This window comes from Microbulbifer maximicatervae (SeqCode) (assembly GCF_056231245.1).
Genome location: NZ_CP174334.1, coordinates 2,032,070 through 2,057,065 on the forward strand (window position 1 = coordinate 2,032,070; position 24,996 = coordinate 2,057,065).

At 45.8% G+C, this 24,996-nt stretch carries 15 protein-coding genes; 10 read left to right on the forward strand and 5 right to left on the reverse strand.

Features of this window, described 5'->3' with window-relative positions:
• Positions 1–35 precede the first annotated feature (35 nt).
• Positions 36–1,913, reverse strand: a complete 1,878-nt coding sequence (locus ACJJIS_RS08810) for an acyl-CoA synthetase (protein WP_475710035.1) — start codon at positions 1,911–1,913, stop codon at positions 36–38.
• A 468-nt stretch (positions 1,914–2,381) separates the two neighbouring features.
• Between ACJJIS_RS08810 and ACJJIS_RS08815 the strand changes: the two genes are divergently transcribed.
• From ACJJIS_RS08815 to ACJJIS_RS08825, 3 genes are all read left to right on the forward strand, one after another.
• Positions 2,382–3,581, forward strand: coding sequence for an acyl-CoA dehydrogenase family protein (locus ACJJIS_RS08815; protein ID WP_475710036.1), 1,200 nt, complete (start codon positions 2,382–2,384; stop codon positions 3,579–3,581).
• 27 nt (positions 3,582–3,608) lie between these two features.
• Positions 3,609–4,736: an acyl-CoA dehydrogenase family protein gene (locus tag ACJJIS_RS08820; RefSeq protein ID WP_444913234.1), complete on the forward strand. Its 1,128-nt coding sequence runs from the start codon at positions 3,609–3,611 to the stop codon at positions 4,734–4,736.
• Positions 4,737–4,800: 64 nt separating this feature from the next.
• Complete coding sequence (locus ACJJIS_RS08825) at positions 4,801–6,231, forward strand: coniferyl aldehyde dehydrogenase (RefSeq protein ID WP_444913233.1); 1,431 nt, start codon at positions 4,801–4,803, stop codon at positions 6,229–6,231.
• A 35-nt stretch (positions 6,232–6,266) separates the two neighbouring features.
• On the opposite strand, the gene ACJJIS_RS08830 is transcribed toward ACJJIS_RS08825, so the two are convergent.
• From ACJJIS_RS08830 to ACJJIS_RS08840, 3 genes are all read right to left on the reverse strand, one after another.
• Positions 6,267–7,067, reverse strand: coding sequence for an IclR family transcriptional regulator (locus ACJJIS_RS08830; RefSeq protein WP_475710037.1), 801 nt, complete (start codon positions 7,065–7,067; stop codon positions 6,267–6,269).
• Between the two features lie 1,520 nt (positions 7,068–8,587).
• Complete coding sequence (locus ACJJIS_RS08835) at positions 8,588–9,640, reverse strand: DMT family transporter (RefSeq protein ID WP_444941942.1); 1,053 nt, start codon at positions 9,638–9,640, stop codon at positions 8,588–8,590.
• A gap of 706 nt (positions 9,641–10,346) precedes the next feature.
• The gene (locus tag ACJJIS_RS08840) at positions 10,347–10,844 is read right to left on the reverse strand and encodes a DoxX family protein (RefSeq protein WP_475710038.1); all 498 of its coding nucleotides are present in this window, start codon (positions 10,842–10,844) and stop codon (positions 10,347–10,349) included.
• Between the two features lie 1,020 nt (positions 10,845–11,864).
• Between ACJJIS_RS08840 and ACJJIS_RS08845 the strand changes: the two genes are divergently transcribed.
• Positions 11,865–12,140: a hypothetical protein gene (locus tag ACJJIS_RS08845; RefSeq protein ID WP_444941940.1), complete on the forward strand. Its 276-nt coding sequence runs from the start codon at positions 11,865–11,867 to the stop codon at positions 12,138–12,140.
• Positions 12,141–12,673: 533 nt separating this feature from the next.
• Positions 12,674–12,874 carry an NADAR domain-containing protein gene (locus ACJJIS_RS08850; protein WP_475710346.1) on the forward strand — a complete coding sequence of 67 codons (201 nt, stop codon included), beginning with the start codon at positions 12,674–12,676 and terminating at the stop codon, positions 12,872–12,874.
• Between the two features lie 201 nt (positions 12,875–13,075).
• Here the strand turns inward: ACJJIS_RS08850 and ACJJIS_RS08855 are convergent, their stop codons facing one another.
• Entirely contained in the window at positions 13,076–13,903 is an 828-nt protein-coding gene (locus ACJJIS_RS08855; RefSeq protein WP_475710039.1) for a DUF2306 domain-containing protein, read from the reverse strand.
• Between the two features lie 188 nt (positions 13,904–14,091).
• Here ACJJIS_RS08855 and ACJJIS_RS08860 point away from each other — a divergent pair, with 188 nt between their 5' ends.
• The 5 genes from ACJJIS_RS08860 (at position 14,092) to ACJJIS_RS08880 (ending at position 24,975) form a co-directional block, all read left to right on the forward strand.
• Complete coding sequence (locus ACJJIS_RS08860) at positions 14,092–15,363, forward strand: sensor histidine kinase (protein ID WP_475710040.1); 1,272 nt, start codon at positions 14,092–14,094, stop codon at positions 15,361–15,363.
• Positions 15,363–16,037 (forward strand): response regulator, encoded by a 675-nt coding sequence (locus tag ACJJIS_RS08865; RefSeq protein WP_444897063.1) that lies wholly within the window; start codon positions 15,363–15,365, stop codon positions 16,035–16,037. Before ACJJIS_RS08860 ends, ACJJIS_RS08865 begins: the two co-directional genes overlap by 1 nt.
• On the forward strand, positions 16,024–16,473 hold the full coding sequence (locus ACJJIS_RS08870; protein ID WP_475710041.1) for a hypothetical protein: 450 nt from the start codon (positions 16,024–16,026) through the stop codon (positions 16,471–16,473). Before ACJJIS_RS08865 ends, ACJJIS_RS08870 begins: the two co-directional genes overlap by 14 nt.
• 706 nt (positions 16,474–17,179) lie before the next feature.
• Positions 17,180–24,589, forward strand: coding sequence for an FG-GAP-like repeat-containing protein (locus ACJJIS_RS08875; RefSeq protein WP_475710042.1), 7,410 nt, complete (start codon positions 17,180–17,182; stop codon positions 24,587–24,589).
• Positions 24,589–24,975, forward strand: coding sequence for a hypothetical protein (locus ACJJIS_RS08880; RefSeq protein WP_475710043.1), 387 nt, complete (start codon positions 24,589–24,591; stop codon positions 24,973–24,975). The genes ACJJIS_RS08875 and ACJJIS_RS08880 overlap by 1 nt, the downstream gene beginning before the upstream one ends.
• Positions 24,976–24,996: the final 21 nt, after the last annotated feature.

The following is a 24,996-nucleotide window of genomic DNA, read 5'->3' on the forward strand; positions in this document are numbered from 1 at the left end:
AGTTCTAAGTGCATTGAGTCATGCGGTAATTTCTTTTATTCAAACTCCAAAGCCACGGGTAAATTTTCCAGGGCTTCCTCTACAGCGGCTTTGCTGGAGGCTTGTTCAAGTTGAACTTTTGCTACCTGGCCAAGGGATGCATCGAAGTGGGCGGAAAACTTAGCGGTAATACTTTTTTCCTCTAATGCCTGGCCTACGACATATTCGGTAGCGCGATTGCGCAGAGCTGGTTTGAATACTTTGGCTACAGCAGTGAGTGGAATCTCATCAATAATTTCCACGCGCTTAGGAATGGCTGCACGCTCAGAAATTTGGCTGCGGCAATAGTCAATGAGTTGTTCTTCTGTGGGCGGGTTAGTGGATGGAAACAGGGTAACGTAAGCTACTGGAACTTCTCCGGCATAAGCATCTGGTTGACCAACTGCAACGGCAATAGCAACGGCAGGGTGACGGGATAATGGTTCTTCGATCAGAGCCGGATCTATATTGTGGCCGCCGCGAATAATTAAATCCTTGGCCCGCCCAGTTAAGAACAGGTTACCATCTCCATCGAGATATCCCATATCGCCGGTATTAAACCAGGACTTATCGACCCAGGCTTTAGCATTATCCTCTTCTGATAAGTAGCCAGAAAAAATATGTGGCCCGCGCGCGAGTACTATGCCCACCTCTCCTGTATTGCAGGTTCTAACCAGTCGGGTACCGTCTACTTCGGCAATTTTCATTTCCATATAAGGCAATCGCCGGCCGACGCTGCCTTCAGGGGCTTGCATATCGGTAGGTGGGCGAGCTAAAAGGCAGCTGGACTCCGTCATGCCATAGCCATTGCTGACAAGGACGTTGAACTTCTCCTCAAAGGCATTCTTCAACCCCGTTGGCAGGGTGGAGGCTCCACAGCCAATATCTGTTAGACAGCTGATGTCATTGTCACCCACGGGAATTTGCAGTAATACACCGAGGATGGTGGGGACGGCGGCAAAGCCCTTCACCTGAAAACGCGCAACATGATGCCACCAATTTGGTAGGACATTGGGTGAGCGAAAACCAGAGGGTGTCATGATAACAATTGTGCGTCCGGCCAATAGGGTGCCAATACCCGCAACAACGGTACCGAAAATATGAAACAGTGGAAGTCCGCTCAGGGTAGCGAAGCGCCCTTTACTGGATGACGTATCAGCACTTAATTGAGCGACGAAGGCAATATTGCTGTGAGTTAAGCGGGCTATTTTAGGTCTTCCAGTAGTGCCCCCGGTGTGGAAATAACTAGCGGTTTTATTCCCCTGGATATTACGTTCACTCTTTAGATGATCGTCCGGCTGTTGGGATATAGCCGAGACAAAATTATCTGCGTGAATACCCGCTGGAACTGGAGTATTGCTAATTGGCTTTTTACTGATTAGTAACAGAGTTTTTAATGTGGGAACTTGCTCGAGAATTTGCGTTACTTTATCCCATATTTCCTCGCTAAGATCTTGGCCAAGAGTGACCAGGACTTTAGCCCTGGTGGTATTCATAATTTCGATTATATGTTCGGGTTCCAGCAACGGATTAATAGGGCTGGTAATACCTGCTGCCTGGCCTCCCCAAAGTGCAAAATGAGTTTCTGGCAAATTGGGTAGTAATAAAGTCACTGTATCGGTTGGCTCAACACCGATGGAGTGAAGAAGATTGGCAGTCTGGTGCACTCGCTGGGATAACTCGGAGAAAGTTACTTTAACCGTGTCTTCGTCAGGTGCGGCCGTTGGCAGGAATTCGATGGCCGAGTCATGTTGGTAGAGGCGGGCAGATTGCCGGATTAAATCAAAAGTGCTTTCCCAGGGGTATCGCTGCGAAAGGGGGACTTTTTCATACTCCTGAATTTCAGCAAGTGACTGCAACATTGTATCGGAGGATTGAATGGGCGTGATCGACATGGGGGCTTCTCTCACTTTGGTTATTATGGTGACGACCATAGCAAAAGTGAATACAGCATTCCACTCTGCGGAATAAGGTGTTAGTGTTTTACATATTAAGAAGTGCCCAATGCATTTTTTAATGGAAAATGGCGCATAAAAACTTATTAAAAATAAAGAGGCGCCATGTTGTTGAGTTTTTTCCTGTTTTATTTTTCGAACGGTTGATTTGTGTGCCTATCTGGAGTTGATTGGCGCTAGAAATGCTCGGTTTTTTATTTCGATAAAGGCATTTTACGCCAATAATTTAAATCGTTGGGATCGATTCAAAGGCAATTAAGTAACTTGTCGAGGTGAATCTGTTAAACACTAGTTCCGCCTGTACCGGGGATCTTTCAAAAGATTGCGTGTTTTTGCTGCGCAAGATTGTGATAGAAGCAGTTTGTAGGAGCTGCTGTTCAATGCGCCGACTAATAAAGGAGCAGGCGAATGAATATAGATTTTTCTCCCGAAGAGTTAGCTTTTCAGCAGGAGGTCCAGCAGTTTCTCCAAGAGAAACTTCCTGAAGATATTAGAGAGAAAACCCTGAAGGAAATCCCCCTGGAGAAAGAGGATTTTGTTCGCTGGCAAAAAATACTCTATGAGCAAGGGTGGGCAGCTACGAATTGGCCGGTTGAATATGGAGGTACCGGTTGGACACCTACTCAGAAACACATTTGGGCAGACGAATGTGCTAACTATGGTGTACCAGAGTTGATTCCTTTCGGCTTAAAAATGGTTGCTCCAGTGATCTTTACCTACGGTAGTGAAGAACAAAAGCAACGATTTCTGCCTGACATCCTGGCAAGTAATGTCTGGTGGTGTCAGGGGTATTCGGAACCAAATGCTGGCTCAGATTTAGCTTCCTTAAAAACAACAGCTGTCCGTGATGGCGGTGAGTATATTGTCAACGGCACCAAGACCTGGAATACCTTGGGTCACTTTGCAGACTGGATATTTTGTTTGGTTCGTACTGGTGGGCCTCAAGTAAAGAACCAGGCTGCTATCAGCTTCTTGCTAATTGATATGAAACACCCCGGTATTACGGTTTTGCCAATTATGACCTTGGGTGGTCACCATGAAGTAAATGAAGTCCATTTCAATAATGTGAGGGTACCGGTAGAAAACCGTATTGGCGAGGAGGGGCAAGGGTGGACTTACGCCAAGGTTTTGCTAACCCACGAACGCACCGGTATTGCGCGGGTGGCAAAATCCAAGAAACGCTTACAAACGCTAAAGGATTTAGCCAAAGAGACCTGCGATGGAGAAAGTAGTCTGCTTGAGAACCCGGCTTTTGCCCAAAAACTGGCCGAAGTTGAAATTGAGCTCTTGGCTCTGGAGTTTACTGAACTACGTACGCTTGCGGCGGTAAGTACAGGTGGTGCCCCAGGAGCGGAATCTTCCATCCTTAAAATCAAAGGAACCGAAGTCGCTCAACTTATCGATGAACTGTATATGGAGACTGCGGGTTACTACGGAATGCCGTTTGTGAGAGAGCAGTTTAGGAGCGGGTTTGACGGAGAATGGGTGGGCCCCGGTGTTATTGCCAGCAGTGTGCCTCGTTACTTAAATAACCGTAAATCCTCAATTTATGGCGGAAGTAATGAGATTCAGAAAAATATTATCAGTAAATGGGTACTTGGCCTGTAAGTGCAGCATCTAAAGAGGACTTGAGCGATGGATTTTTCCTACAGCGAAGAGCAGCAGATGCTGCAAAGCAGTGTGAGCAAGTTTATCCAGCAGGATTATGACTTTGACCGTCGTTGTAAAATAGTGAGTAACGATATTGGCTTCAGTAAGGAAAATTGGAAGCTATTTGCGGAACTCGGCTGGTTAATGGTGCCGTTTGGAAAGGATGATGGAGGCCTAGGAGGCTCCGCCGTAGACTTTATAGTGGTTATGGAGGAGTTCGGTCGAGGTTTAGTGGTTGAGCCTTTCCTAGCCAGTGTTGTTCTCAGTGGTGGTCTTATCGCTGACTGCGCTAGTGAGGTGCAAAAGCGAGAACTCCTGGGAATGTTAATGGAAGGCCAATTGCAATTGGCATTTGCTTTTACTGAGTCACAGAGTCGCTATAACCTTACTGATATAGCCATGACTGCGGTAAAGGATGGAGACAATTACCTCCTGAATGGACATAAAGCTGTCGTTCTAAATGGTGACGTAGCAGATAAATTCTTAGTTGCTGTGCGGACGAGCGGAGCACAGCGAGATCGTGAGGGGATCACCTTACTACTTGTCGATCCTAATACAGAAGGGCTTCAGCGGCATGGATATGCCACTGTGGATGCACACCGTGCCGCCGAAATTAAATTCAATAACGTGAAAGTACCCATAGCTAATCTGATAGGGGAAGAGGGGGCGGCTTTAGGAGCTATAGAAAAGGCTGTTGATAGAGCGACGTTGGCATTGTGTGCAGAAGCTGTTGGAGCTATGGAAAGGATCTATAAGAAGACAGTTGAGTACACTAAGACGCGGGAGCAGTTTGGTGTTCCTATTGGCAAGTTCCAGGCACTACAGCACCGCATGGTGGATATGTTTACTGAGTATGAGCAAGCGCGCTCAATATTGTTGATGGCTGCGCTACAGCTTGATAGCAATAACGGAGTTGCGCCTAAGGCGATATCCGCTGCAAAAAGCCGTATTGGTAAAGCTGCGCGGTTTATCGGTCAAGAGGCGATACAGTTACATGGCGGTATAGGGGTTACTGAGGAGTTGGATGTAAGTCACTACTTTAAGCGTCTAACAACAACTCAGTACCTATTTGGCAGTACTGATTACCACACTTTACGATTTGCCAAGCTGTAAATCATAAAGCACTGACTATACGGCCAAATTCACTCTCTACTTGCCACTTTGCGAGGGCACACACATGGAAAAAGTTGTCGAGCACACCAGATCTGTGAGCATAGGTAAAGTAGAGAGTGTTTTTAAACTTCAAAAGGATGCATTTAATAGGAGCCCCTACCCGAGTCTTCAGGAGCGTCTGGAAAGTTTAAAAAAATTAGAGCAATTGATCCTGGAAAACCAGAAATCCATAGCAAAGGCAATAAGCGAGGATTTTGGTAATCGTGCCATCCAGGAAACTAAAATTGCAGAGATCTATGGGTGTATCGAGGAGATTCGTTACACTCGTAAGCGCTTAAAAAAGTGGATGAAAATTCAGAAACGTCATGTGCCTTTGCTACTTCGAGGAGTAAAAAATCGCGTATTACCTCAACCAAAAGGGGTGGTTGCTATTGTTACCCCCTGGAATTACCCACTACTTCTATCTGTTGGGCCCTTGGTGAGTGCGATATCCGCAGGGAATCGCTGTATGATCAAGATGGCTGCTAACTCGCGTGCCCTTTCTGCATTATTACATCAGTTATTTAATAGATTCTTTTCAGAGGATCTGGTAGCTATTCTTCCTGGAGTGAGCGCTACGGAGTTTACAGCCCAGGCATATGATCACATGATCTTTACTGGATCTGGCAAAGTAGGAAAAGTGGTAATGCGGAGAGCTGCGGATCACCTAACTCCTGTGACACTAGAACTGGGAGGTAAGTCTCCAGCCATAATATGTGGCGACTTTGATGAAAATATTGCTGCGGAACGTATTTTGAGCTCAAAATTCTTCAATGCGGGCCAAACTTGTGTAGCTCCAGATTATTTATTGATTCCTGAAGAAAAACTTTCAGGATTCTTGGAATCGGCTAAGAGACTTGTACCCAAATGGTATCCATCTTTAAATTCAGAAGATTATACTTCGATTGTTGATGAAAAGGCGTTTAATAGGCTGAATACTTGTCTAACGGATGCTCTGGAGAAAGGGGCTACAGTTCTGCCGTTATTAGATGTTGAAAACAATAAAGGTTTGCAAAAAATTGCTCCCACCTTAGTGTTAAACCCGACAGAAGACATGAGTCTGCTACGCGAGGAGATATTTGGCCCTATTTTACCTATTCTTACGTATAGGAATCTGTCTGATACGATAGATTACATAAATAGTAAAGATAGGCCTTTAGCATTATATATTTTCAGTTCTAGCGGAGATGTTCAGGAAAAGATTATCAAAAGCACAATGTCTGGAGGTGTTTGTATCAATGACTGCGCGATGCATGTCTCCCAGGCAGACTTGCCCTTTGGTGGTATTGGGGCGAGTGGCATGGGGCAATATCACGCTTATGAGGGTTTTTTGGAATTCTCAAAATTACGACCGATCTTTACACAAGCCAAAAAGTCAGCGGCGGTGCCTTTACGACCACCTTATGGCCAAAGATTTGATAAAATTTTCAACTTTCTACTGCGTTTCAAACTGTAGCTGTACTGATTGAGAAGATCTGGAGTTTGAGTCGACTAATATCGGATTAACATAGCTTCGATATTGCCTACCAGGTTTTTCAACAGAGGAGCTACTTCATTTTCTAAGTATTCCGGGTTAAGTCTAAAAGCAGGTCCGCCAGCATTAAAAGTGTAAATATGACCTTGGCTTAAAGAGAGAGGTACCGCGATACCGTTGACATCGCGATTCCACTCGCCAAAAGAGCAGCAGAAGCCGCGCTGCTGGTAGCTGGTGACCGCTTCTTCAATACCGGCTTTGATCGTTGGCCATTGATCACCAGCTTTTTTCTCCAGGTAGCCATAAAAATATTCCCGTTCTTCTTGAGGGAGTGCTGCCAAAAAAGCTCGCCCGGAGCCGCTGGAAGCTATGGGTACGCGATTACCGATTTCATGGCGAAAAGTTGTGACATTTGCAGGAGCACAGAACTCGACAAAAATCATATCCAGCCGGTCCCGATCAGAGAGACCAACAGCGGTACCGGTAGAATTAGCTAGATCCTGCATTAAAGGCTTGGCTACCTGCCTGACTGTGAGATTTGAGACAAAAGCATAACCAAGAGCCAGGACGCCACTACCCAGCTGATATTTCTCCATTCGATCAGAGTAGGTAAGATAGCCTAATTTGGTCAGGGTATAAGTCAGCCTGGAAACACTGGAGCGGGGCAGGCCAGTGCGCTGGGCGATCTCCATATTACCCAGGAAGCCATCACCAGGTTGAAAGGCTCGGAGTACATCCAACCCACGAGCTAAAGCCTCAATAAATTTTCTATCTGGTTCAGTATCTTTTTTTCTGTGAAGGTCACTTAACGAAACCATAAGTTTTTGTCCTGCTTTCTTACTGTAAATTATACAGTTTTACGGGTAAGCCTAAAGAGGGTTTTTTGATATTTTTGAGTGACTTCTTTCCTATTCTGAAGAGCAATTTCGGTAGTGTGTACATAGGCTCATCTAAACTGCGAATTTGACTGTGGCAAATAGGTGTGCACTATATTGGTTGTTAAGTTGTAAGTAGGTGTGCATTATTTTGAGGGGTAAACCAAGAAGCCTGTAAAATGAGACCTAACTACCTCTCTTGCTAAGTTATACTTACGTGTATATAAATACAACTTTCTCGTTGATCCACTATGGAATACATTAAAGCTTGCAAGAAGGTGCTGTTTCAGAAAGGCTTTAATTTGGCTTAACCTCTTAAAATATACGGCAGCGGGGAACTGTGCTTCGATGCACTTTTCCGATTTCACTAATTCAATGACTTTTGTTGGCCTCACTATCGACATGACAAACATTACGAACTTACCTATTGGAAACTAAAACGATGTTGCCAGTGTTGATGCCAGACATCGATTACTTGCCGTCCGATTCTTGACTCCACGCAGATCCTCCTTGCCCCCAGGTTCATCGGAGTTTTTCAGCTTGCACAGTATATGGCTGTCACTTACAAAGCTAACTGGTGTATGAAAAAGATGATGGAGTGAGAACAACGCTATAAACTGCCTGTTTTATTCCTAGGTTCATGCAATAGCCGACATAGATGGAGATAGCGAAGGAGATCTGCTGGCTGGTTAGAATCCGCACTAACAATCCAGAAACCTTATAGGAGCCCTTACCAACTAACTAACTTTGAAAGAACGATACCGGATCGAAGTTCTTAATGGATAGAACTATTCGGCTCGAGATATTGTGTTACAGAGGTGACAAGGAGCATATAAGTACATCAAGTTCGATTTATCTATGAAGGTGAAAATCAATTATCATCTAAGCAATACTGTTCCCAAGCATATTTGTGAAGCCTAATCCTCTTTAGGAGCGTGGGTTGAACAAAAATACGAATGGCTTGGAGAGATCTTTTCTCCAAAAGGTGTGAATATTGGCAAGATATTCAAAATATGTATTGATGATGCAGTATTCCGTATAAATTTTCGTCCATGGAAGGTGCTAAATTACTTGTGTCCGTTGTAATTTTTGGCGGGTAGGCGTGTGTCTCCTATATTGACAATCTGGGAAGTAGATTATCAGATTTTAGTTAATACATTTAGGTATTTATCTTTTTAAGCCTTAGCTTAAGATTTCTTGCAATATAATTTGGATTGGCAGGTATAGATACATAGAATAAGATAAATCTACCCCCTTACAAGAGTAATTTCTCACTAATCTTTATTGGCTATACCCACATGCGTACACAGATTTCTCTCACCATATGCGATAGTAGTAACTTTGAGCTTTGATTTTGCGCAGAATTCACTACGTAGCCTTGCAAAGAGTACATCGCCACCTATGACTCCATATTGTAAAAAAAGATGATTTATCGACTTTATTGCTATTTTGCCTGGAAAGCTCTATACCCCTTTAAAAGAGCATGGTTTTTCATACTTCATTTCGATGGCTTTTTGCTCGCGATATTGGCCGAGTAATGAGATACCTATTCCGGACATAATAATGATACCCCCAATAATTTGAGCGAAGTTGGGAACCTCTTGCAGGATAAGAAAGGCGAAGAAAGTACCGGCTACGGGAGTAATGGCTGTGGCGATAGAGATATCAGCAGAGCTCGCCCCTCCTTGGAGTCCTTTAAACCAGGTGATCTGCCCAAGGACAATAATGATTGCCCCGTATACAAGCATCCACACCCAGAGGAAGGGAGAGAATAGGTCGTCAAAGTGGTGGGGGCCAAATACAGAGAGGACAATGACCGAAAAGAGTATCGCTCCCGCAAGCATACGGAAAGTTGAAAAGACGCCAATAGGGACCCGATCAAGCAGTTTCCGGCTTGCCTGAACCGCAATGACCCCTAAGAGTGTGGCTAAAGCGGTTAAAATTTCTCCAGCTTTGGGGAGGTCTTGAAGAAATTGGTTCATGGCTGGATTTCCAAGATTGAGCATTTTCATACTCATTGGATCTTCCATCGGGGGTTGGTGTAGGACAAAAATTGCAATAACGCCAACCGTTACCACAAGGGCTCCCACTATTGAGAATGCGGTAGGCCTCTCCCGGAACATCAGATAAGCGAACAAAAGTCCCAAGGGAGCATCTAGAGTTGCAATTAAAACGACATTGGTCACTTCTGTGAGCATCAGAGCAATAAAGAAGAAAGCGGGGGCAAGAACTCCAGACATCAAAATAAGCACGAACATGTAAAACCAGTCTTTGAAAGGATACTGCTTTAAGATGCTGAGGCGCCAATCTTTTCTATAGATAATTAAAAGGGTGATACCCGCCAAGAGATTTCCAGCGAACAAGAGGTTGCAAAAAGAGATAGGGTTGTTTCCATTAATGGGGTGGCTGGCACCCAGTTCCCCAATTTTCGCAACGACTGCGTTGGAGGCAGCAAAAATAAGAATCGAAATCCATAACCAAAATCGAGTACTTCTTACGGAAGGTTGATTTTCCATTTGATTTTCCCTGGGCACTACAACATGTTCCACTAAATTTAAGTCGTTCCGCACTAAGTATCCCCCTACAATTAAGTAGTGGTAAGTGGGTCAGTCTGATCTGGATTAGTGTAGACCAATTCTAATAACTGATAGTGCTTGAAAGGAGAGTGTCCACCTATATCAAAATACTGTTGCGAATGCTGCTCTGAGTATTGGGGCAATTCTTACTCATGTTTATTTAGGGATCAGGTTATACCGGAGTTTAGTGAGGAAAATATGACTGTGAAACTCTAGTGCTGGAGACAGGCTCTTAATATGTGCTGCTGGAAGTGGAGCTTACTACAGCAGCGTACTATATTTTAAGTGAAATATAGATGGTTATGAATTTTCCCCTTCTAGAGATGGATAGTGTATTGTACTCCATGAATGGCTGCAAATTAGAGACAAAGCTAATTGTATACTCAGATCGAGACTCTCAATATGTGGCCCAAGGATATTGGATTCTAAAATATAAGAATTAATGCTTGCAATACAAGATTGGTTAGGTGTTCGCTAGTTTCCCTGATTTTTCTTCTGCTTGTTAGTCTTTAAGGTGCGTTTTACGAGTGTTTAAAATTGCATGTTTTCGGGAATTTGCAAATTCTGATTAAGAGTAAAGGTAAGGGTTTCGCTAATACTGACAGCAATTCAATACCCATCTTCCAGACCTACAAATCTGTCTGTTTTATTTAGCTGTTCTGTTGAGGCCCAACTTATCGGCAATTAGATGATCTAAGCTAAATCGGCCGGGACCAGTAGTTATTAACCATATAAATAAAATAATATACAAAACTTGGGGTAAATAAAGAAACCAGCTCATCCAGTCTAGTGGTCCAATGCCTTTAGGGATGGCGTGTTCGATTTCAACTGTGGCAATAGCAACAATCATTACAATGGATAGGATAATGGCAGCAAGTGTTGATAGTAGGCCCATAATTAAAAGTAATCCTCCGAAGAACTCTATAGAGGCTAAAACCAGCGCCATAAATTTATGGAAGGGCATTCCTATTTCGCTCATCAAGTTAATAAGGTCTGCATGTTTCTCAGGATCGAATAGTTTGTTATACCCAGATACTGAAAAAAATAGCCCCAGAGATACGCGTGCAACTAAGATGGGCACCCATTCCCAGCTGCGATTACCTATAAGTATTTTTTTAATTAAAGAAGAAGGTTGAGTAAACATATATGCCCTCTTGCATGGTTGCGCCCAAATTATGAGTGCCCAGTAAAGAAGTTTTATGCACCTTAATTTTGGCTTTACACTGTATGGCTAATATTGAACCTAAAATATTTATAGAGCAGTAATCCAAAGACTCCTTAACTTTTCAGACGTAGGCGCAAATAGTGTTTCGGATTATACATTAATTAAATGTGAAATATGCAGTGGCAATCTCTAGTGAGCAGTCTCGATTACGTACCGTATTTGAATGTAGCGGATATAGGGCTATCTAAAATTAAAGTAGAAACGTGACACTCCACTATCCCTCAAACATCATAGCCCATTAGCGTGTAAGGGCAAGCCAAAAATACACTGACCTTTATATTGGCGCGATACAGTAAGTCTGTGAATAGTTTGATAGTTCTCCACAAAATCTGCACCCAAGAGTATCCTTACGCTATTTCTTACCCTGCCCTGATAGGAGTCGCTTGAAAGATAACGATAATAATGGCGACGGAAAAACCGAGTAGTGCTGGCAACAAGAAAGTGGGCTGTTCGTCATGAAAAAAATTAAACGTACGCCGATAGCTCTGACATAAATTCTCCAACTTTTAGAAATTTAAGTGGCTCAGAAATAGAGAGTCTTTAGAGTCAGATTATCTATATGTCATCTTAATTGACCCTGCCTGCTTATTGATCAGGTTTGGTGCGCACAAGGACCCCTTCATGGTGGGGGGTAAGGTATTTAGGAGTCAACTTTTACTAGATTACTTTCTGCTGCCACCGCATCTGATGGAGCGATTGTACCAGATATTTGCCTCTTACTAGTTTGGTGCTTTAGGGTTTCATTTATGATAAAGCTATGGGGCTTGGAAAAATCTCTCTGAATTATGTTCTAATCAAGATAGAATATGCTGTTCTAATGGTAGTTGGCATATGGAAGTTGGTTTTGTTTTTTTGTATCTCACCAAATACATAACCAGGCCATGCCGCGATCGATCTACTGATATTTGCGATTATGCATTGTGTAGAGGTCTGGAGGTTATGAGTAAAAAATTGATTTTTATAATAGCTGTTTTTATGGCTGTGTGTGGGATAGGGTGTGCGAGCCAGGAAGATTTGCTTGATGCTGAGCTTTGGTCCGGCGATCCATATATAAACATTCCTGGTAGCGATGGGGCTACCGAAGATCTTGGGAAAACACCTCGAGCTAAAATGCTGGAGCAGCGAGAGATTGATACACAGAGAAAGAGTAAATTGTCAAAAGATCAAGTCCTAGAGCATTTAATTTTGGGTGAAGATGGGAAGATCAATTTTTAACTTAATACCAGTAACATTCAAAGTTCGGAGCCTCCGGTAAGTCCATAACAAGATCATTGAAGTTGTTTTGGCCACAAAATACGGGGCTCCACAGGACCGGTTACAATTTGCTCTGGTAGCGGTTGGTGGTGGCATAGCCTTTAGGGGGGTTGAGTGATGTTTGGCAAGTTCCAGTTGAACTTGCCCTTGCTAAGTGGGCGGAAGTGATCAGTTTTAAAGCTAAACTCTTTATAGAGGAGTGGTTTCTATACTACTTGCGTATGGGCGACAGTCACACAAAGAGAGACTTTAATATCCTATATTAACCAAATGATTATCCAGGGTAGCTGGTGATCGCACTATATCGTGCGGTAGTGCCAGCCAACCAGGATATAAATCTCGTCCTAGCCATTTACATGGCTTTTACTGAACCTGTATTATTTTTTACCTGTGGCTGGTTATGTTGAAGTCAGCACGATAATCATCGCCTACATCTCTTGCCATTCCCTGCTTCTCATTCCTTTTAAGTTTGTGGTAAATGCTGCTCTAGCCAAATTCTCTCAAAATGTTATCTCAAGCAATTTTTGCTTAGTACTGAAAACAGAGTATTAGTTGAGGCTAGTTCAGTAGATAGAATATGGGGCATTGGTCTGGCCCAAGATCATTCTGCGTCAGAAAATCCTAACGATTGGAAAGGCCTTAATCTTTTAGGGTTCGCACTTATGGAAGTGAGAGCCAGGCTAACAGGCATCTAAAATAGCTTGAGGGTGTAGAATAGGGGAAGGTGGGTGCCGAGCTGTCAGTACGAGGTAACTCCTCGGATCACACAAATGCATAGTGCCAAAATTAATTTAGTACTCTAGTTTCTAATTCTTCGCTCAGAGCGGGATTTCCAAGTCGTGAACCTCTAAAGCCAAATCAGCACAAGAAGTTCACGATAACCAGCCCAGGTAGCCTTAGATCCGTGGCAGCCACATTCCCATCGTAGCAGCAAAAATACCAATGGCCATAAACACGGTCAGCGGCACTAGTGTACTGACAAACGCAATCTGGGTACCCTGTGCGGCTCCACGCTTTTGACAGTGAAAATACCATTCCAGCATGGCCAGTGGGAGCAGGTATTGGCCGAAGCCCAGTGCATATAGGAAAGGCCCGGTAAAGGATTTCCAGTCAATCCCCCAGCCGCCGGTTAGCATTGCCCAGCCCATCAAGGCTACACGAAAAAACCACACTGCACTTGCTGCCATAAAAAGACGCAAGGCCCAGCGGCGGTGCTCAGCAATGCGTCTGGCCAACGCAGTCTTCACTGCCAGAAAGGCAAATAACAGAATCAGTATGCCGTCCATTGTAATGCTGATCTGCGACACCAGGTTGCCAAAAGTGTGCCGCGTCCAGGTCATGTAGAGCCCCGCAATACTGGCGATGACAGCGGTCAGCAGATAGCTGCGTCCCAGCCAGCGGTGGAAGTTAGGGGCATGGCGCCGCACCGAAGGGATCAGCTGAAGTGGACCACCGCCGATGACAATCGCGGCCAATAGCACGTGGCTCACCGAAGCCAGGTTGCCTAATATATCTCCCTCGCGGAAGCCTGCCGGTAGGTGGATCCCTTTCAAGCCGTGCACTCCTGATTCGGCAATGGGTGGGTAGAAGACGGCCAGGATATAGGCGAAGAAGATCGCATGGCCGATAGCCGCGATGCAGAACCAGGTTTTTACCGACAGGTTAACAGCCCGCCGGGTATCGAATGGTCGCGGTAGTGTTTGGCTGAGTACAGCGTCGTTCATGGGGTTCTCCAGGCGATTATGGTCCGTATTGGGTCTTAATGTGCTTGCCGGACATGTTCTGCTTTTTCAGACCTACGCACATCGGCCGCAGGCAGGAATCGAACTCCCCCAAAAGGTGGAGAGTTTGCCGTATCCATCTCCCCCGAAAGTCCCATGACAGCTGGTTGCCCCTGGTTTAGCATGCGGAAATGAAATCTTCGTCCCTAAGTACGCCTGCGCCGAATCCGCCCAATGCCAGCACGGAACTGCCCAAGCTCCCTATGTGGCGGCCCTTACGTGGGCCGTTTGAGCGATGGCCGCACCTGACCGACTTGTTTATTGCGTTGCTTATGTTCTTGCTGACGCTTTTGATGTGGTCGCGCAACGGCTCCCCCGAAGTGCTATCCATGCAGAGCCTGTGGGATGTTATTGCTTTCCAGTGTGCATTCGTTGGCTCCTTCGCTCTGTTGTGGCGTCGCACCCACCCTTGGCAGGTACAGGCCGTTATTCTCGGCGCAACAATATTGCTGGAGCTGGGTTTGCCGGCAGATGGCATCGTGGCTATGGCGATTTCGCTGTATAGCCTCGGTCGTTACGAGGCCAATACCCGGGCCAGCTTTTTTGGCGTTATCGCGACGCTGGTTTTTGTGGCGCTTGACCAGGGTATTCCGGTTCAGCCAACTGCAGCAGGCACAGTAACGGTGATGCTGGTATGGGCGCTGTGGTATATCGGCCGCCGGCTGCGCTTTCGCGGTGAATATCTGCGCTTGTTGGAAGAGAGGGCCAAGTATTTGGAGCGCGAGCGCAATGCCGAATCCGAGCGCGCAGTTGTAGCCGAGCGCACTCGAATCGCCCGTGAGATGCATGATGTGGTGGCGCACCAAGTGAGTCTTATGACTGTGCAGGCCGGTGCCGCCAGGGCTATCAGCCGCAATAACCCGCAAGCTGCTAATGAGGCTATGGCTTCTGTAGAGGCGGCTGGCCGTCAGGCCATGGCAGAAATGCGTCATTTACTCGGTGTACTGCGACCGACTAATAACGACACTGCGCTCACCCCGCAACCAGAACTCGGCGATTTGCCAGATCTGATTGAAAAGGTCCGACAGGTGTTAATCCAGGTTGACTATGAGGCCAACGGTGCACTGGAGAAAGTGCCAACCAGCGTCGCGCTCGCCGCCTATCGCATCGTTCAGGAATCCCTCACCAATGTCATCAAGCACGTCGGTGCTGCAGCGCGAGTGCAAGTGAGTGTGCGCGCAGATCACGGCACGCTCACAATTCGAGTGCGCGATGATGGAAATACTCACGGCGAGCGGCCCATGAGGGAAATAGCTATTGATGGGCAGCCAGGCGGTGGGCACGGCATCGCGGGAATGCGCGAGCGCGCGGAACTGCTCGGTGGCTATCTGTATGCGGGTGTAGTCGATGGTGGCGGTTTTGAGTTATATGCACAACTACCTACAGGAATGGTGAAAACATAATGTTGCGAGTGATGGTAGTGGACGACCAGGCTTTGGTGCGACGCGGTTTTGCCCTGATTCTGGATAACCAGCCCGATATCGAGGTGGTCGCCGAGGCCGGTACCGGCGTCGAGGCGATTGAAGCCGCGCGAGTGTACCAGCCGGATATCATCCTAATGGATATCCGTATGCCGGAGATGGACGGGCTGGAATCCACAGCGCGCATCCTGGAAGCTAGTGATGCAACTTGCCGTGTCATTATTTTGACCACGTTCGATCCTGATGAATACGTGTTTCGTGCGCTGCGGGCTGGCGCCAGTGGCTTTGTGCTCAAGGACATTCCCCCAGAGGCGCTGGTACAGGCAGTGCGCACCGTAGCAGAGGGCGGTGCCATGCTCGCACCGGGCATCACCCAACGCTTGATAAGCCAGTTCGCACAGAAACTGGGAACTGGGCGCAACCTGGCAAAGCGGCTGGAGCGCCTGACCACCCGGGAGCGTGAAGTACTGGAAGCCATCGCCGCAGGCAAGAGTAATGCAGAGATTGCCGAGACCCTATTTATTGGCCCTGCTACCGTGAAAACCCACGTTTCCAGTTTGCTGTCAAAATTGGAGGTGCGCGATCGTGCGCAGGCAGTCGTATTCGCCTACGAATGTGGCCTAGCCACCGTGGGGGAGCGTGATGTTGGCTTCTAGATCAAAGCCCGCTTTGCAACGCAATGCACTTTATCGCCTTGCCGCCTGTGGCACTGTGGTTCTGGGGCTGTTCCTCTTCCTTGGAGCCCAGGGCCACTTTGTTGCCATCTGGCCTTTGGTAACCAGCGATGGGACTGGTTTAGCCCGTCGCTTGTTGTTGATGTTACCCGGTGTGATGCTCGCCGGCACGGCGGTGTTGAACCTCCTGCTCTGTAAGCCACTCTGGCAAGAACGTCGCCGTGCCCTCAACGTTACTCTCGCGGTAAATTTGCTTACTACGAGCTATTTGTTCTACCTAATGATACGTGGAGTTCCTAATCACCCTATTGGTATATTTCTCGCATTGGAGATGTCTTTTGTATTATTGCTCCTAGTAACAAGAGCTGGACTGGTATGGCCTGCGTCATCAGAACCGCCGGTTGAGGTGGATATTTAGTAGTACATGATTTTGGGAGTCATGTACTAGATTGAGGACCTAAGCGACACACGCGTACCCACCAGAAATATCAGCGTGCTCCAAGAATTCAGCGTAGCTGGTCACCAATAAGAAATACCGCATCATCAATCTGCTCTTTCGATAACTTGTCAATTTCCATCCCTTTATCGAAGAAATGTCTTATTAGCCTATTTATACTTTCGTTTATTGCGTGCTCTGATGAGTGACACTGCCTACCAAAAAAATCTTGCAGTCTATTTTTTGCGTGATTGACTAACGGCCCAGAGTTTATCGCCATTGTCGGAGGTTATGATCTCACATGCTGCCTGATAAGACTTCAGCGAGCTGCTCCCTTTTGTGGTTGCCAAGTCTGTCAGTTGTTGTGGGAATCTAGGAGCAACTCAAGAGCGTGTGGACGTACTTGGTATGCGCGTCGAACGAATGAGAGTGCCGAGTTTGGCGTTTTTTGATTTTGTGGGCGGAGGGTGGAGTCTAATGCATAAATTTATAAATTGTTTTTTTCAGAAAGCTTCTCGTTGAGAGTTTTAGGTAATGATCAATTACTTGGCTGTTAAACGGTAGTACCAGTTATCATATTGGCTTGTAACAATCTGTAAAGTTGTGTAAATTCCCGCCACCCTTCTCTCAGTTAAATATTGAGAGAAGCAAAAATAAAATTACATCCTTCATCTTGGGGCCTCTTCGGATGCGCATCACTCTTGCCTACCTCTGTCTCGCTGTTGCTGGGCTATTCTCCTCATTTGCTAGTGCTTCGTCTGGTATTTGGGAGGGTGGATACGAAATTTATAGTGGCGATATTAATAATGATGGCCTTAATGATCTCTATTTTGAGTACCATCGTCCTTTTATTATTTTGCATCGTAAAGTAGCCACTCCTGTAGCAATGCCAGAACTACCTAATTTTGTATTGTATGGCACGAGAGACAATGGTGGTCTTGGGTACGGAACGCCGCAAAGCAGCACTCTGACAGAAACAATTCTAGCGACTCTACAAAAAATAGACCGCAACCTGTCTTTTTCCGGGGACTTTAACGGAGACGGCGAATTCGATTTACTAGTGTTAGCCGCCACACCCCTGGTACTACAAGCTAATGGTAATGGTTTTCCTACTTTGTCTCAGGTGTTTCCAATTGGGAATAATACGGAGGAGATAGCTCTGATTCTTTCAGGTGCAGACCCTGAAAGTTTAAGAATTGAAGACGCCAATGGCGATGGTCGAGATGATATTTTAGTTCAAGGCGTTATCGATGCGACTCTACTTGCAAGTACATCAGGCACCTTTGATAGCCATGGTACGCCCTTGGTCACGAACAGCGCTAATATGGCTGGAGCCTCTGGAGGAGAGTTTCGGGTAAATGAGATGGGTGCTGTAACTTACTCAATACCCATTATGGCAGCCTCAGGTACCGGTGGAGTTACTCCTCAATTAACTCTCAGTTACTCAAGTAATGGAGGTAATGGATTACTGGGCAAGGGATGGACGATCGGTGGTTTGTCTGGCATTTCCCGCTGTCGCCAAACATTAGCAATTGAAGGGCGTGTAGCTCCAATTAATTGGACTGATTCTGATCGATTCTGTCTTGATGGACAGCGCCTAATTAAAGTGAGCGGCTCAGTATATGGCGCAGTTGGAGCCGTTTACAAAACTGAGATGGACTCCTTTGCAAAAGTTACATCTGTTGGTGGTTCTCTGGGGAAGCCCTCTTACTTTACGGTTGAGCGAAAAGATGGGTCATTGAGCTATTACGGTAACAGCAGTGCTTCAAAGTTGTTGGCCGGAAGTCATGTATTGGTGTGGGCGCAAAATCAATTTGAGGATAGTGTTGGAAATCATATTGAATTCCAGTACGAGGGTAATGCTGATAGTGGTCAACGTATCAAAAGAATTCGCTATGCGTATGGCTCGGGTAGCTACGGGGGAGAAGTAGAGTTTAGTTACACTACTCGCCCGGATTACTTGCAAAGTTATACCTCTGGATACGAATTTATTACCACAAAGCGCTTGGAAAAAATCACTTCTAGGTCGAATGGTAGTGTTATTCGCGAATATAACTTGGGATATAAGCCCGTTGGAACTTTTGGGTCTGGGACAGATTATTCTGATAGAACTTCTCTTCTTTCCAGTTTTCAGGAGTGTGTTGGCTCAAGCTGCTTACCTGCTATGAGTTTCGAGTGGCTGCAGTCCCCTTTACTTCATGATGGTACAGCGCACGAGGCTATCGATTTCTCTCCTGCCAGTAGCCGTTTCCTTGTAAATTATAAATATGCTGATATTAATGGCGATGGCAAGCAAGACCTTGTATGGATTGAAGGAGATGCTGATGGTGATGATACCGATACCAGGGTGAAATACGCAATTTCAGATGGTACCAGGTTCGTCAAACAAAACTTCTCAGGTTCAACATTTGATTTGGCGTACTTCTCAGGCATTAATATTGATAAAGACTTTGCCATTCGGGTGTTGGACTATAATGGCGACGGCCGTCAGGACTTGGCTATCTTCAATGCCAGGCAAGCTTATCAATTTTCCGGTGGTTACTGGCATGTATTCCTCAGCAGGTATAGCAATGGTGCCTGGAGGCTGGATTCAGATGGTATTTATACCGGCCTTAATGATAAGGATGCAATATTTGCTGATTTTAATGGTGATGGGTTAGCAGATTACATTTCTACCGCAACGGCAGGTAGCGTGAAAGTACGTCTTCTGGTACCTGCGGGCTTGTCTGAATCTTCGGACCGCTACTATAAGTTTAGCAGTACTGTAAAAACCTACGATTTAAATGTCACTGGAGCCACAGTTGGTACACCGGATAAACGAGTGCCAGATACGCTGGGTGATTTTAACGGTGATGGCTCTATAGATCTGCTGGTGGCCACCTATACCAGTAGATTCGGCTGTGTAACGGTAAATCCCCCTGGTGGCGGTGGCCCACCTACTCATGAACCATTTTTACCTCGACAATTGGTTGGGGGGCCTGACAGTTGCGGAACTAATCAGCAATGGAGGTTCTTGGGTAATTACTTTGATGGTTACCGTGTGGCAGTATTTGATCAGGAAGAACAAGAATTCAACTCATCACACCTTCTCTCTGCTAGTAGTGAGCCAGATAGCGACCCTATTGCCATAGACATCAATGGTGATGGGTTAACAGATATTGCTTATATAACTGGTAGTGCTAACAACCTTGCAATTAAGCTCAGCACCGGATCAGGCTTTGTTAGCCTAGGCTCATTCCCTGATGGTGAAAAGGCAACTTTTGCTGATCTCAATAATGATGGTTTCCCGGATTTAGTACGTGCGGACTTCGATACTGGCTATGCCAAAGTCCGGTATTTTGATCAAAATACCGGTAATTTTGTTAGTACTGAAAGAAGCTGGAAATATATCGGAACCGACAAGAGAGATTTTATCTGGTTTGCCGATACCAATGGTGATGGTCAAGTTGATTATCATAGGTATGACCAGTCTTCGGGTAAAGTTCGAACCCAGATTGCCAATGAAAAGTATGCTGAACATAAAAATAAGCCAAGTAAGGTAATCAGTGTAATTGATAATGGTCTGGGTAATTTGACCGAAGTTACCTATGAAAATATGGTAGATGGTGATGTATATACCCGTTTATCCATGTCTTCCACCCACGAGGAAAGGTGCGTTAGGATTTTCGATTCGGAAGATGGGTTCGGCGGTGGAAGTATCGGAGGGGAAGTGATTTGTTACACTGTCTCTACTCCAAACCCTTCTTCTCTTTACTCCGAATTAAATGGTGACTGGGAGCTACCTTCAGGTAGTCACACATTGGGCAAACGTAAGCCAGTGTTTGATATCCTGGCGCCAATCTTTCTTGTGTCCAAGGTTGAAAGTTCTGCGCCTGCAGCCGGAATTAACTCTGGATCAGTAGCACAGCTGGCTAAAAGCTCAATTTCTTACCACTATCACCAGATGAAATTACAGGCTGCTGGCCGAGGTGCACTGGGCTTCCAGAAGGTAAGTAGTACAGACAACCAGACCGGAGTAATTACTGAAACTACATACCGACAGGACTTCCCCTTCACCGGAGTGCCCCTGCATACAGTAACTCGCACTGCCCAGGGAAAAATCTTAAGTCAGGCCACCAATAACTGGCGACTTCAAGGGTGGAGCGGGAGTGGCACACCATCGGCGCCTTATCAACCTTATATTTATAGTGCAGTTGAGAATACTTACGACCTAAAGGACGGAGGGGAAAGTGTTGGAGATTTGCTACAGACAGTAGCAACAACTAATAGTTACGATAATTACGGGAATGCCCTCACAATTAATGTAACTACGACAGATGCAGCAACTAGTGAGCAGTTCGTTAAAAAGGTAGTAAATGTTTATGGTAACAGTACCTGGGAAAAAGAGATGGGACGCCTTAGCAATACCAGGGTTACCAATACTCGTCCAGGAATGACTAGCCATATACAGGAGTCATCTTTTACCTACTACACATCCGGAATACATAAAGGGCTTTTGCGAACAGAGGTTGTTGAACCGAACAAATCTGCATACAAGCAGACAACCACCTATGATTATGACAGTTTCGGCAATGTTTCGAAAAAAACTTTGAGTGCTTCCGGTGAGGCAAGTCGATCTGTCAGAACTGTATACGATCCCTCTGGTCGCTACGTTACAGAAACTTATAACGCACTAAATCACTTGGTTGAAAAAGTGGTGTCCCGCAACCATTTTGGAGCTCCTTTAATTGTTGAGGGTGTAAATGGCCTGATGAGCTACTTCGCCTATGATGCTTTGGGGCGTGAAGGTTACTCCTGGAACAATGCGGGAGTGGATAAGGAAACCAAGTATGAGCGTTGTACGAGTGGATGTCCTAGCGGGGCAAAATACAGAATTACTACCAGTAGTAGCTCTGGAAAATGGGGGAGGGAGTACTTTGATGTATTAGGCCGGTCGATTCGCACGGAAACACAGGGCCTGTATCATAAAATCTATATGGATAAGGAATACGATAATTTAGGCCGGGCCAAATTTTTCAGTGAACCTTATTTCTCCGGCGACACCCCTATGTGGACAGAGACTGAGTATGACCTACTCGGCCGTCCAACTCGTGTTATAGCGCCAGATGATTCGGATTCCACTATTGTGTATTTGGGCCTGAAAACCATTACCACCAATGATAAGGTTCAGAAAAAGACTGAAATCAAGAACATTGTTGGTGAACTGGTTGAAGTTCTAGACGCTAATAATGGCCGCCTTACCTATGAATACGATAGTCAGGGCAATTTACACAAGGCCAAATCCTGGGGTAAAACCAACTCCTCCGGCAGCCATATAGATGAAGGTGATGGAATCAGCTATCCGATTGTCGTCACTATCAATCACGATCACTTGGGTCGTAAATTGAATATGGATGATCCGGACAAGGGTTTCTGGGAATACGAATATACCGGCTATGGTGAACTGGAGAAGCAGACTAACGCCAATGGCCATACAGTAGCATTAACTTACGATAAGTTGGGACGCCAACTCACGCGGATTGAAAAAGAGGGCGGTACCAGCATCACTAGCGATGTGAGCTGGTTCTACGATAGTGCTCATAATGGCGTTGGTCAGATAGAGATGATCATTGATAGCGTTACTGGTTATCAGGCGGTATATCAATATGATTATCTTGGTAGAAATAGCACTCAAGCAGTAGACTTCGATGGTGGTGGTCCCCAGCCTACCTATATCACAACGAAGACCTTTGATGATTATGGGCGCGTAGAGCGCAGTTACGATGCCCTGGACAGCCTCTTGAATACTGGGCAGTCCGGTATCCGCAACTACTATAGATATGGTTTGCTATACAAGACTGTTGACTTGGCAACTGGCAATTTGATTCAGGAGATCAAGGCACATACTGCCCGAGGGCAGCTAAAGGAGCAGCTTCTTGGCAATGGTGCGACTACGGTATACACCTATCAGGACTCTACAGGCCGGTTGCTTAATCAGACTTCTACGGTGCTGGGCACTTTTGGTGTTCAGAATATCACTTATCAGTGGGATACCCTTGGTAATCTTGTCAGCCGCCATAATCGAAGTGGTAGCAAGAACCTGCGTGAGAGCTTCTGCTATGACAACCTAAATCGATTGATAAAAAATCATATCGGTAGTAGCAACTACAACTGTAGTGCCCTGAGTAGTGGTAATCAGGATATTAAGTACAATGCCATTGGCAATATTACTTACAAGGATGGAGTTGGTTCATATATCTATGGTCAAAATGGTGCAGGTGCTCATGCGGTAACTACAGCCGGAGGCATTCGCTATAACTACGATGCCAATGGCAATATGACATCTGATGGTTTTGATGGTGGTCGTACTATCCGCTATACCACATTCGACAAAGCCTCCTGGATCAAGAAAGGTAACCATACTACCGAGTTCCTATACGGACCCAGTCATGGCCGTTACTACCGTAAAGATACTAACAGCAGCAATGGCGAGGTAACTGAGACTTGGTATATCGGTGGTGTCGAGCGCATCCAAAAATCGAGTACCCCCAATGAGATCCAGTGGAAACGCTATCTGGGAGGTAGTGTTTTATACACAGTTAAAACCGACGTAGATTATGTGGTGCAATCCACTGAAGAGACGTTCCTGTACAAAGATCACCTGGGATCAATGGATCTGATTACTGATGAGTCGGGGGCAGTGGAACAGGAAATGGCCTTCGACGCCTGGGGGCAGCGCAGGAATACTGGAAACTGGAATGCATTGTCAAATACCGCCTTGACAAGTTTTGATCATGGGCGTACCACGCGCGGTTATACCGGGCATGAAATGCTGGATGAGGTAGGGCTGATTCATATGAATGGCCGCATCTACGATGCGCGCCTAGGGCGCTTTGTCCAGGCAGATCCATTTATTCAGGCCGCTGCGGATACGCAGATGTACAACCGCTATAGTTATGTACGGAATAACCCTCTAAACGCGACTGATCCGAGCGGGTATTTTTTGAGCTTTATTTCTAAAGCCGTCACTGCAGTAGCCATTTCTTATGCCGATGCGCAAATAAGTAAGCCAGTATTTAAGGTGCTAGCAGACAACCCCGCTCTAGCTACGGCTGCACAAATTATTGGCTCAGTAGTGAGTACAATTTACTGTGGCCCATGCTCCATTGGGTTTAATGCTCAGTTCTCCAAAAACATGGCTTATGCTCAAAGCGATGATTTTGGAGTAGCTATGCGGGCTGCGGCGATATCTGGAGCAACCTCAGCCGCTTTCTATGGGGTTGGAAGTCTGGGCCTTGAAGGCCCAACAAACATTATTGCTCACGGTATAGTAGGCGGTACTATGGCACATTTACAGGGAGGAAAATTTGGCCATGGCTTTGCTGCGGCCGGGTTTAGCGCTCTGGCAAGCAGTGAGGGGTGGACAGGTCCGGAGGGAATGGGCCCCACTGTGGATGGTGTTATTATCTCTGCTGTAGTTGGCGGAACTGCTTCCGTACTAAGTGGAGGGAAATTCGCAAATGGGGCGGCTACTGCGGCATTCTCAATGATGATTCAATCTGGGTTGGCTGGAGCGACTAGGCCAACCAATGGAGCGCCGACAAATCAAACAAGTGCACCTGCTGTTAGCGGTGGTCAACAACAGCTATCAGGTTTGGCCAATGCCCTCAGTGTCGTTGGCGATGTCGTCGGGAAGATTTGGAATTTGCCGAATACAATCATAGGTCTAGTGTATGGAGGCGTTGGGCACGTTGCTGGATGGATAATGGGAACAAACCCTTACACAACATTTGGAAACAACGCAATTCAGTTCCATAACAATCCGTTGATGCCATCCGCAATTACGTTAGGAAATGTAATTGTCTATGGTTCGTCAACATCGCCGAGTGCGTCGAATGTTCATTTCCATAATACCCCTCCAAACCATACCGTAGGGCGTGAAGAATTTAGGCATACACAACAAGGGCAAATTCTTGGTCCATTGTATTTACCAGTCCATGCGATAGGTGGGGTCAGTTCGCTATTTCGGTCACCGCACCCAGGATTAAGGTATGGTGTTGATGCTTGGCACAGTAATAACTTTATGGAAACTGGTCCTATGCAGGATAGGACGTTCTAATGAAGATTTTGATTACATTGTTAAGAAGTTTTGTTGTTGTGATTGGCTGCTTGATATTAAGTGGCTGTCCTGTTCAGTTTAAGGTCGATGTTCGGAATGATACTGATGAGATTATTTATATTCTCTCAGGGTATTCTGACGTAGTGTTATCAGAAATTGAGTCAGGGGATGCAGATAAAGTTGCTTATAACTTTGATTGTTTCCGAGTTAAGTCTGGCGGCCAAGTTTATGAGTATAAGCCGGTGATACCTCCTGAGGGGTACGTTAAAAATGGGTTATTTAGTTCTTCGCTTAAGGCGGTATTCACTAGCGCTAAGGAATTTAGAGTTTACACGGACGATAAAGAACAGGAAGAGGCTCTGTATTTAGTTAAGGGGTGTAAGTAACAGCGAAACCAACCCCAAAGC

Coding starts and splice junctions, on each gene's coding strand:
- ACJJIS_RS08825 (WP_444913233.1), top strand. CDS start 4,801: ATGGAAAAAGTTGTCGAGCACACCAGATCTGTGAGCATAGGTAAAGTA.
- ACJJIS_RS08865 (WP_444897063.1), top strand. CDS start 15,363: ATGTTGCGAGTGATGGTAGTGGACGACCAGGCTTTGGTGCGACGCGGT.
- ACJJIS_RS08830 (WP_475710037.1), bottom strand. CDS start 7,067: ATGGTTTCGTTAAGTGACCTTCACAGAAAAAAAGATACTGAACCAGAT.
- ACJJIS_RS08875 (WP_475710042.1), top strand. CDS start 17,180: ATGCGCATCACTCTTGCCTACCTCTGTCTCGCTGTTGCTGGGCTATTC.
- ACJJIS_RS08835 (WP_444941942.1), bottom strand. CDS start 9,640: ATGGAAAATCAACCTTCCGTAAGAAGTACTCGATTTTGGTTATGGATT.
- ACJJIS_RS08845 (WP_444941940.1), top strand. CDS start 11,865: ATGAGTAAAAAATTGATTTTTATAATAGCTGTTTTTATGGCTGTGTGT.
- ACJJIS_RS08840 (WP_475710038.1), bottom strand. CDS start 10,844: ATGTTTACTCAACCTTCTTCTTTAATTAAAAAAATACTTATAGGTAAT.
- ACJJIS_RS08855 (WP_475710039.1), bottom strand. CDS start 13,903: ATGAACGACGCTGTACTCAGCCAAACACTACCGCGACCATTCGATACC.
- ACJJIS_RS08810 (WP_475710035.1), bottom strand. CDS start 1,913: ATGTCGATCACGCCCATTCAATCCTCCGATACAATGTTGCAGTCACTT.
- ACJJIS_RS08820 (WP_444913234.1), top strand. CDS start 3,609: ATGGATTTTTCCTACAGCGAAGAGCAGCAGATGCTGCAAAGCAGTGTG.
- ACJJIS_RS08815 (WP_475710036.1), top strand. CDS start 2,382: ATGAATATAGATTTTTCTCCCGAAGAGTTAGCTTTTCAGCAGGAGGTC.
- ACJJIS_RS08860 (WP_475710040.1), top strand. CDS start 14,092: ATGAAATCTTCGTCCCTAAGTACGCCTGCGCCGAATCCGCCCAATGCC.
- ACJJIS_RS08870 (WP_475710041.1), top strand. CDS start 16,024: ATGTTGGCTTCTAGATCAAAGCCCGCTTTGCAACGCAATGCACTTTAT.
- ACJJIS_RS08880 (WP_475710043.1), top strand. CDS start 24,589: ATGAAGATTTTGATTACATTGTTAAGAAGTTTTGTTGTTGTGATTGGC.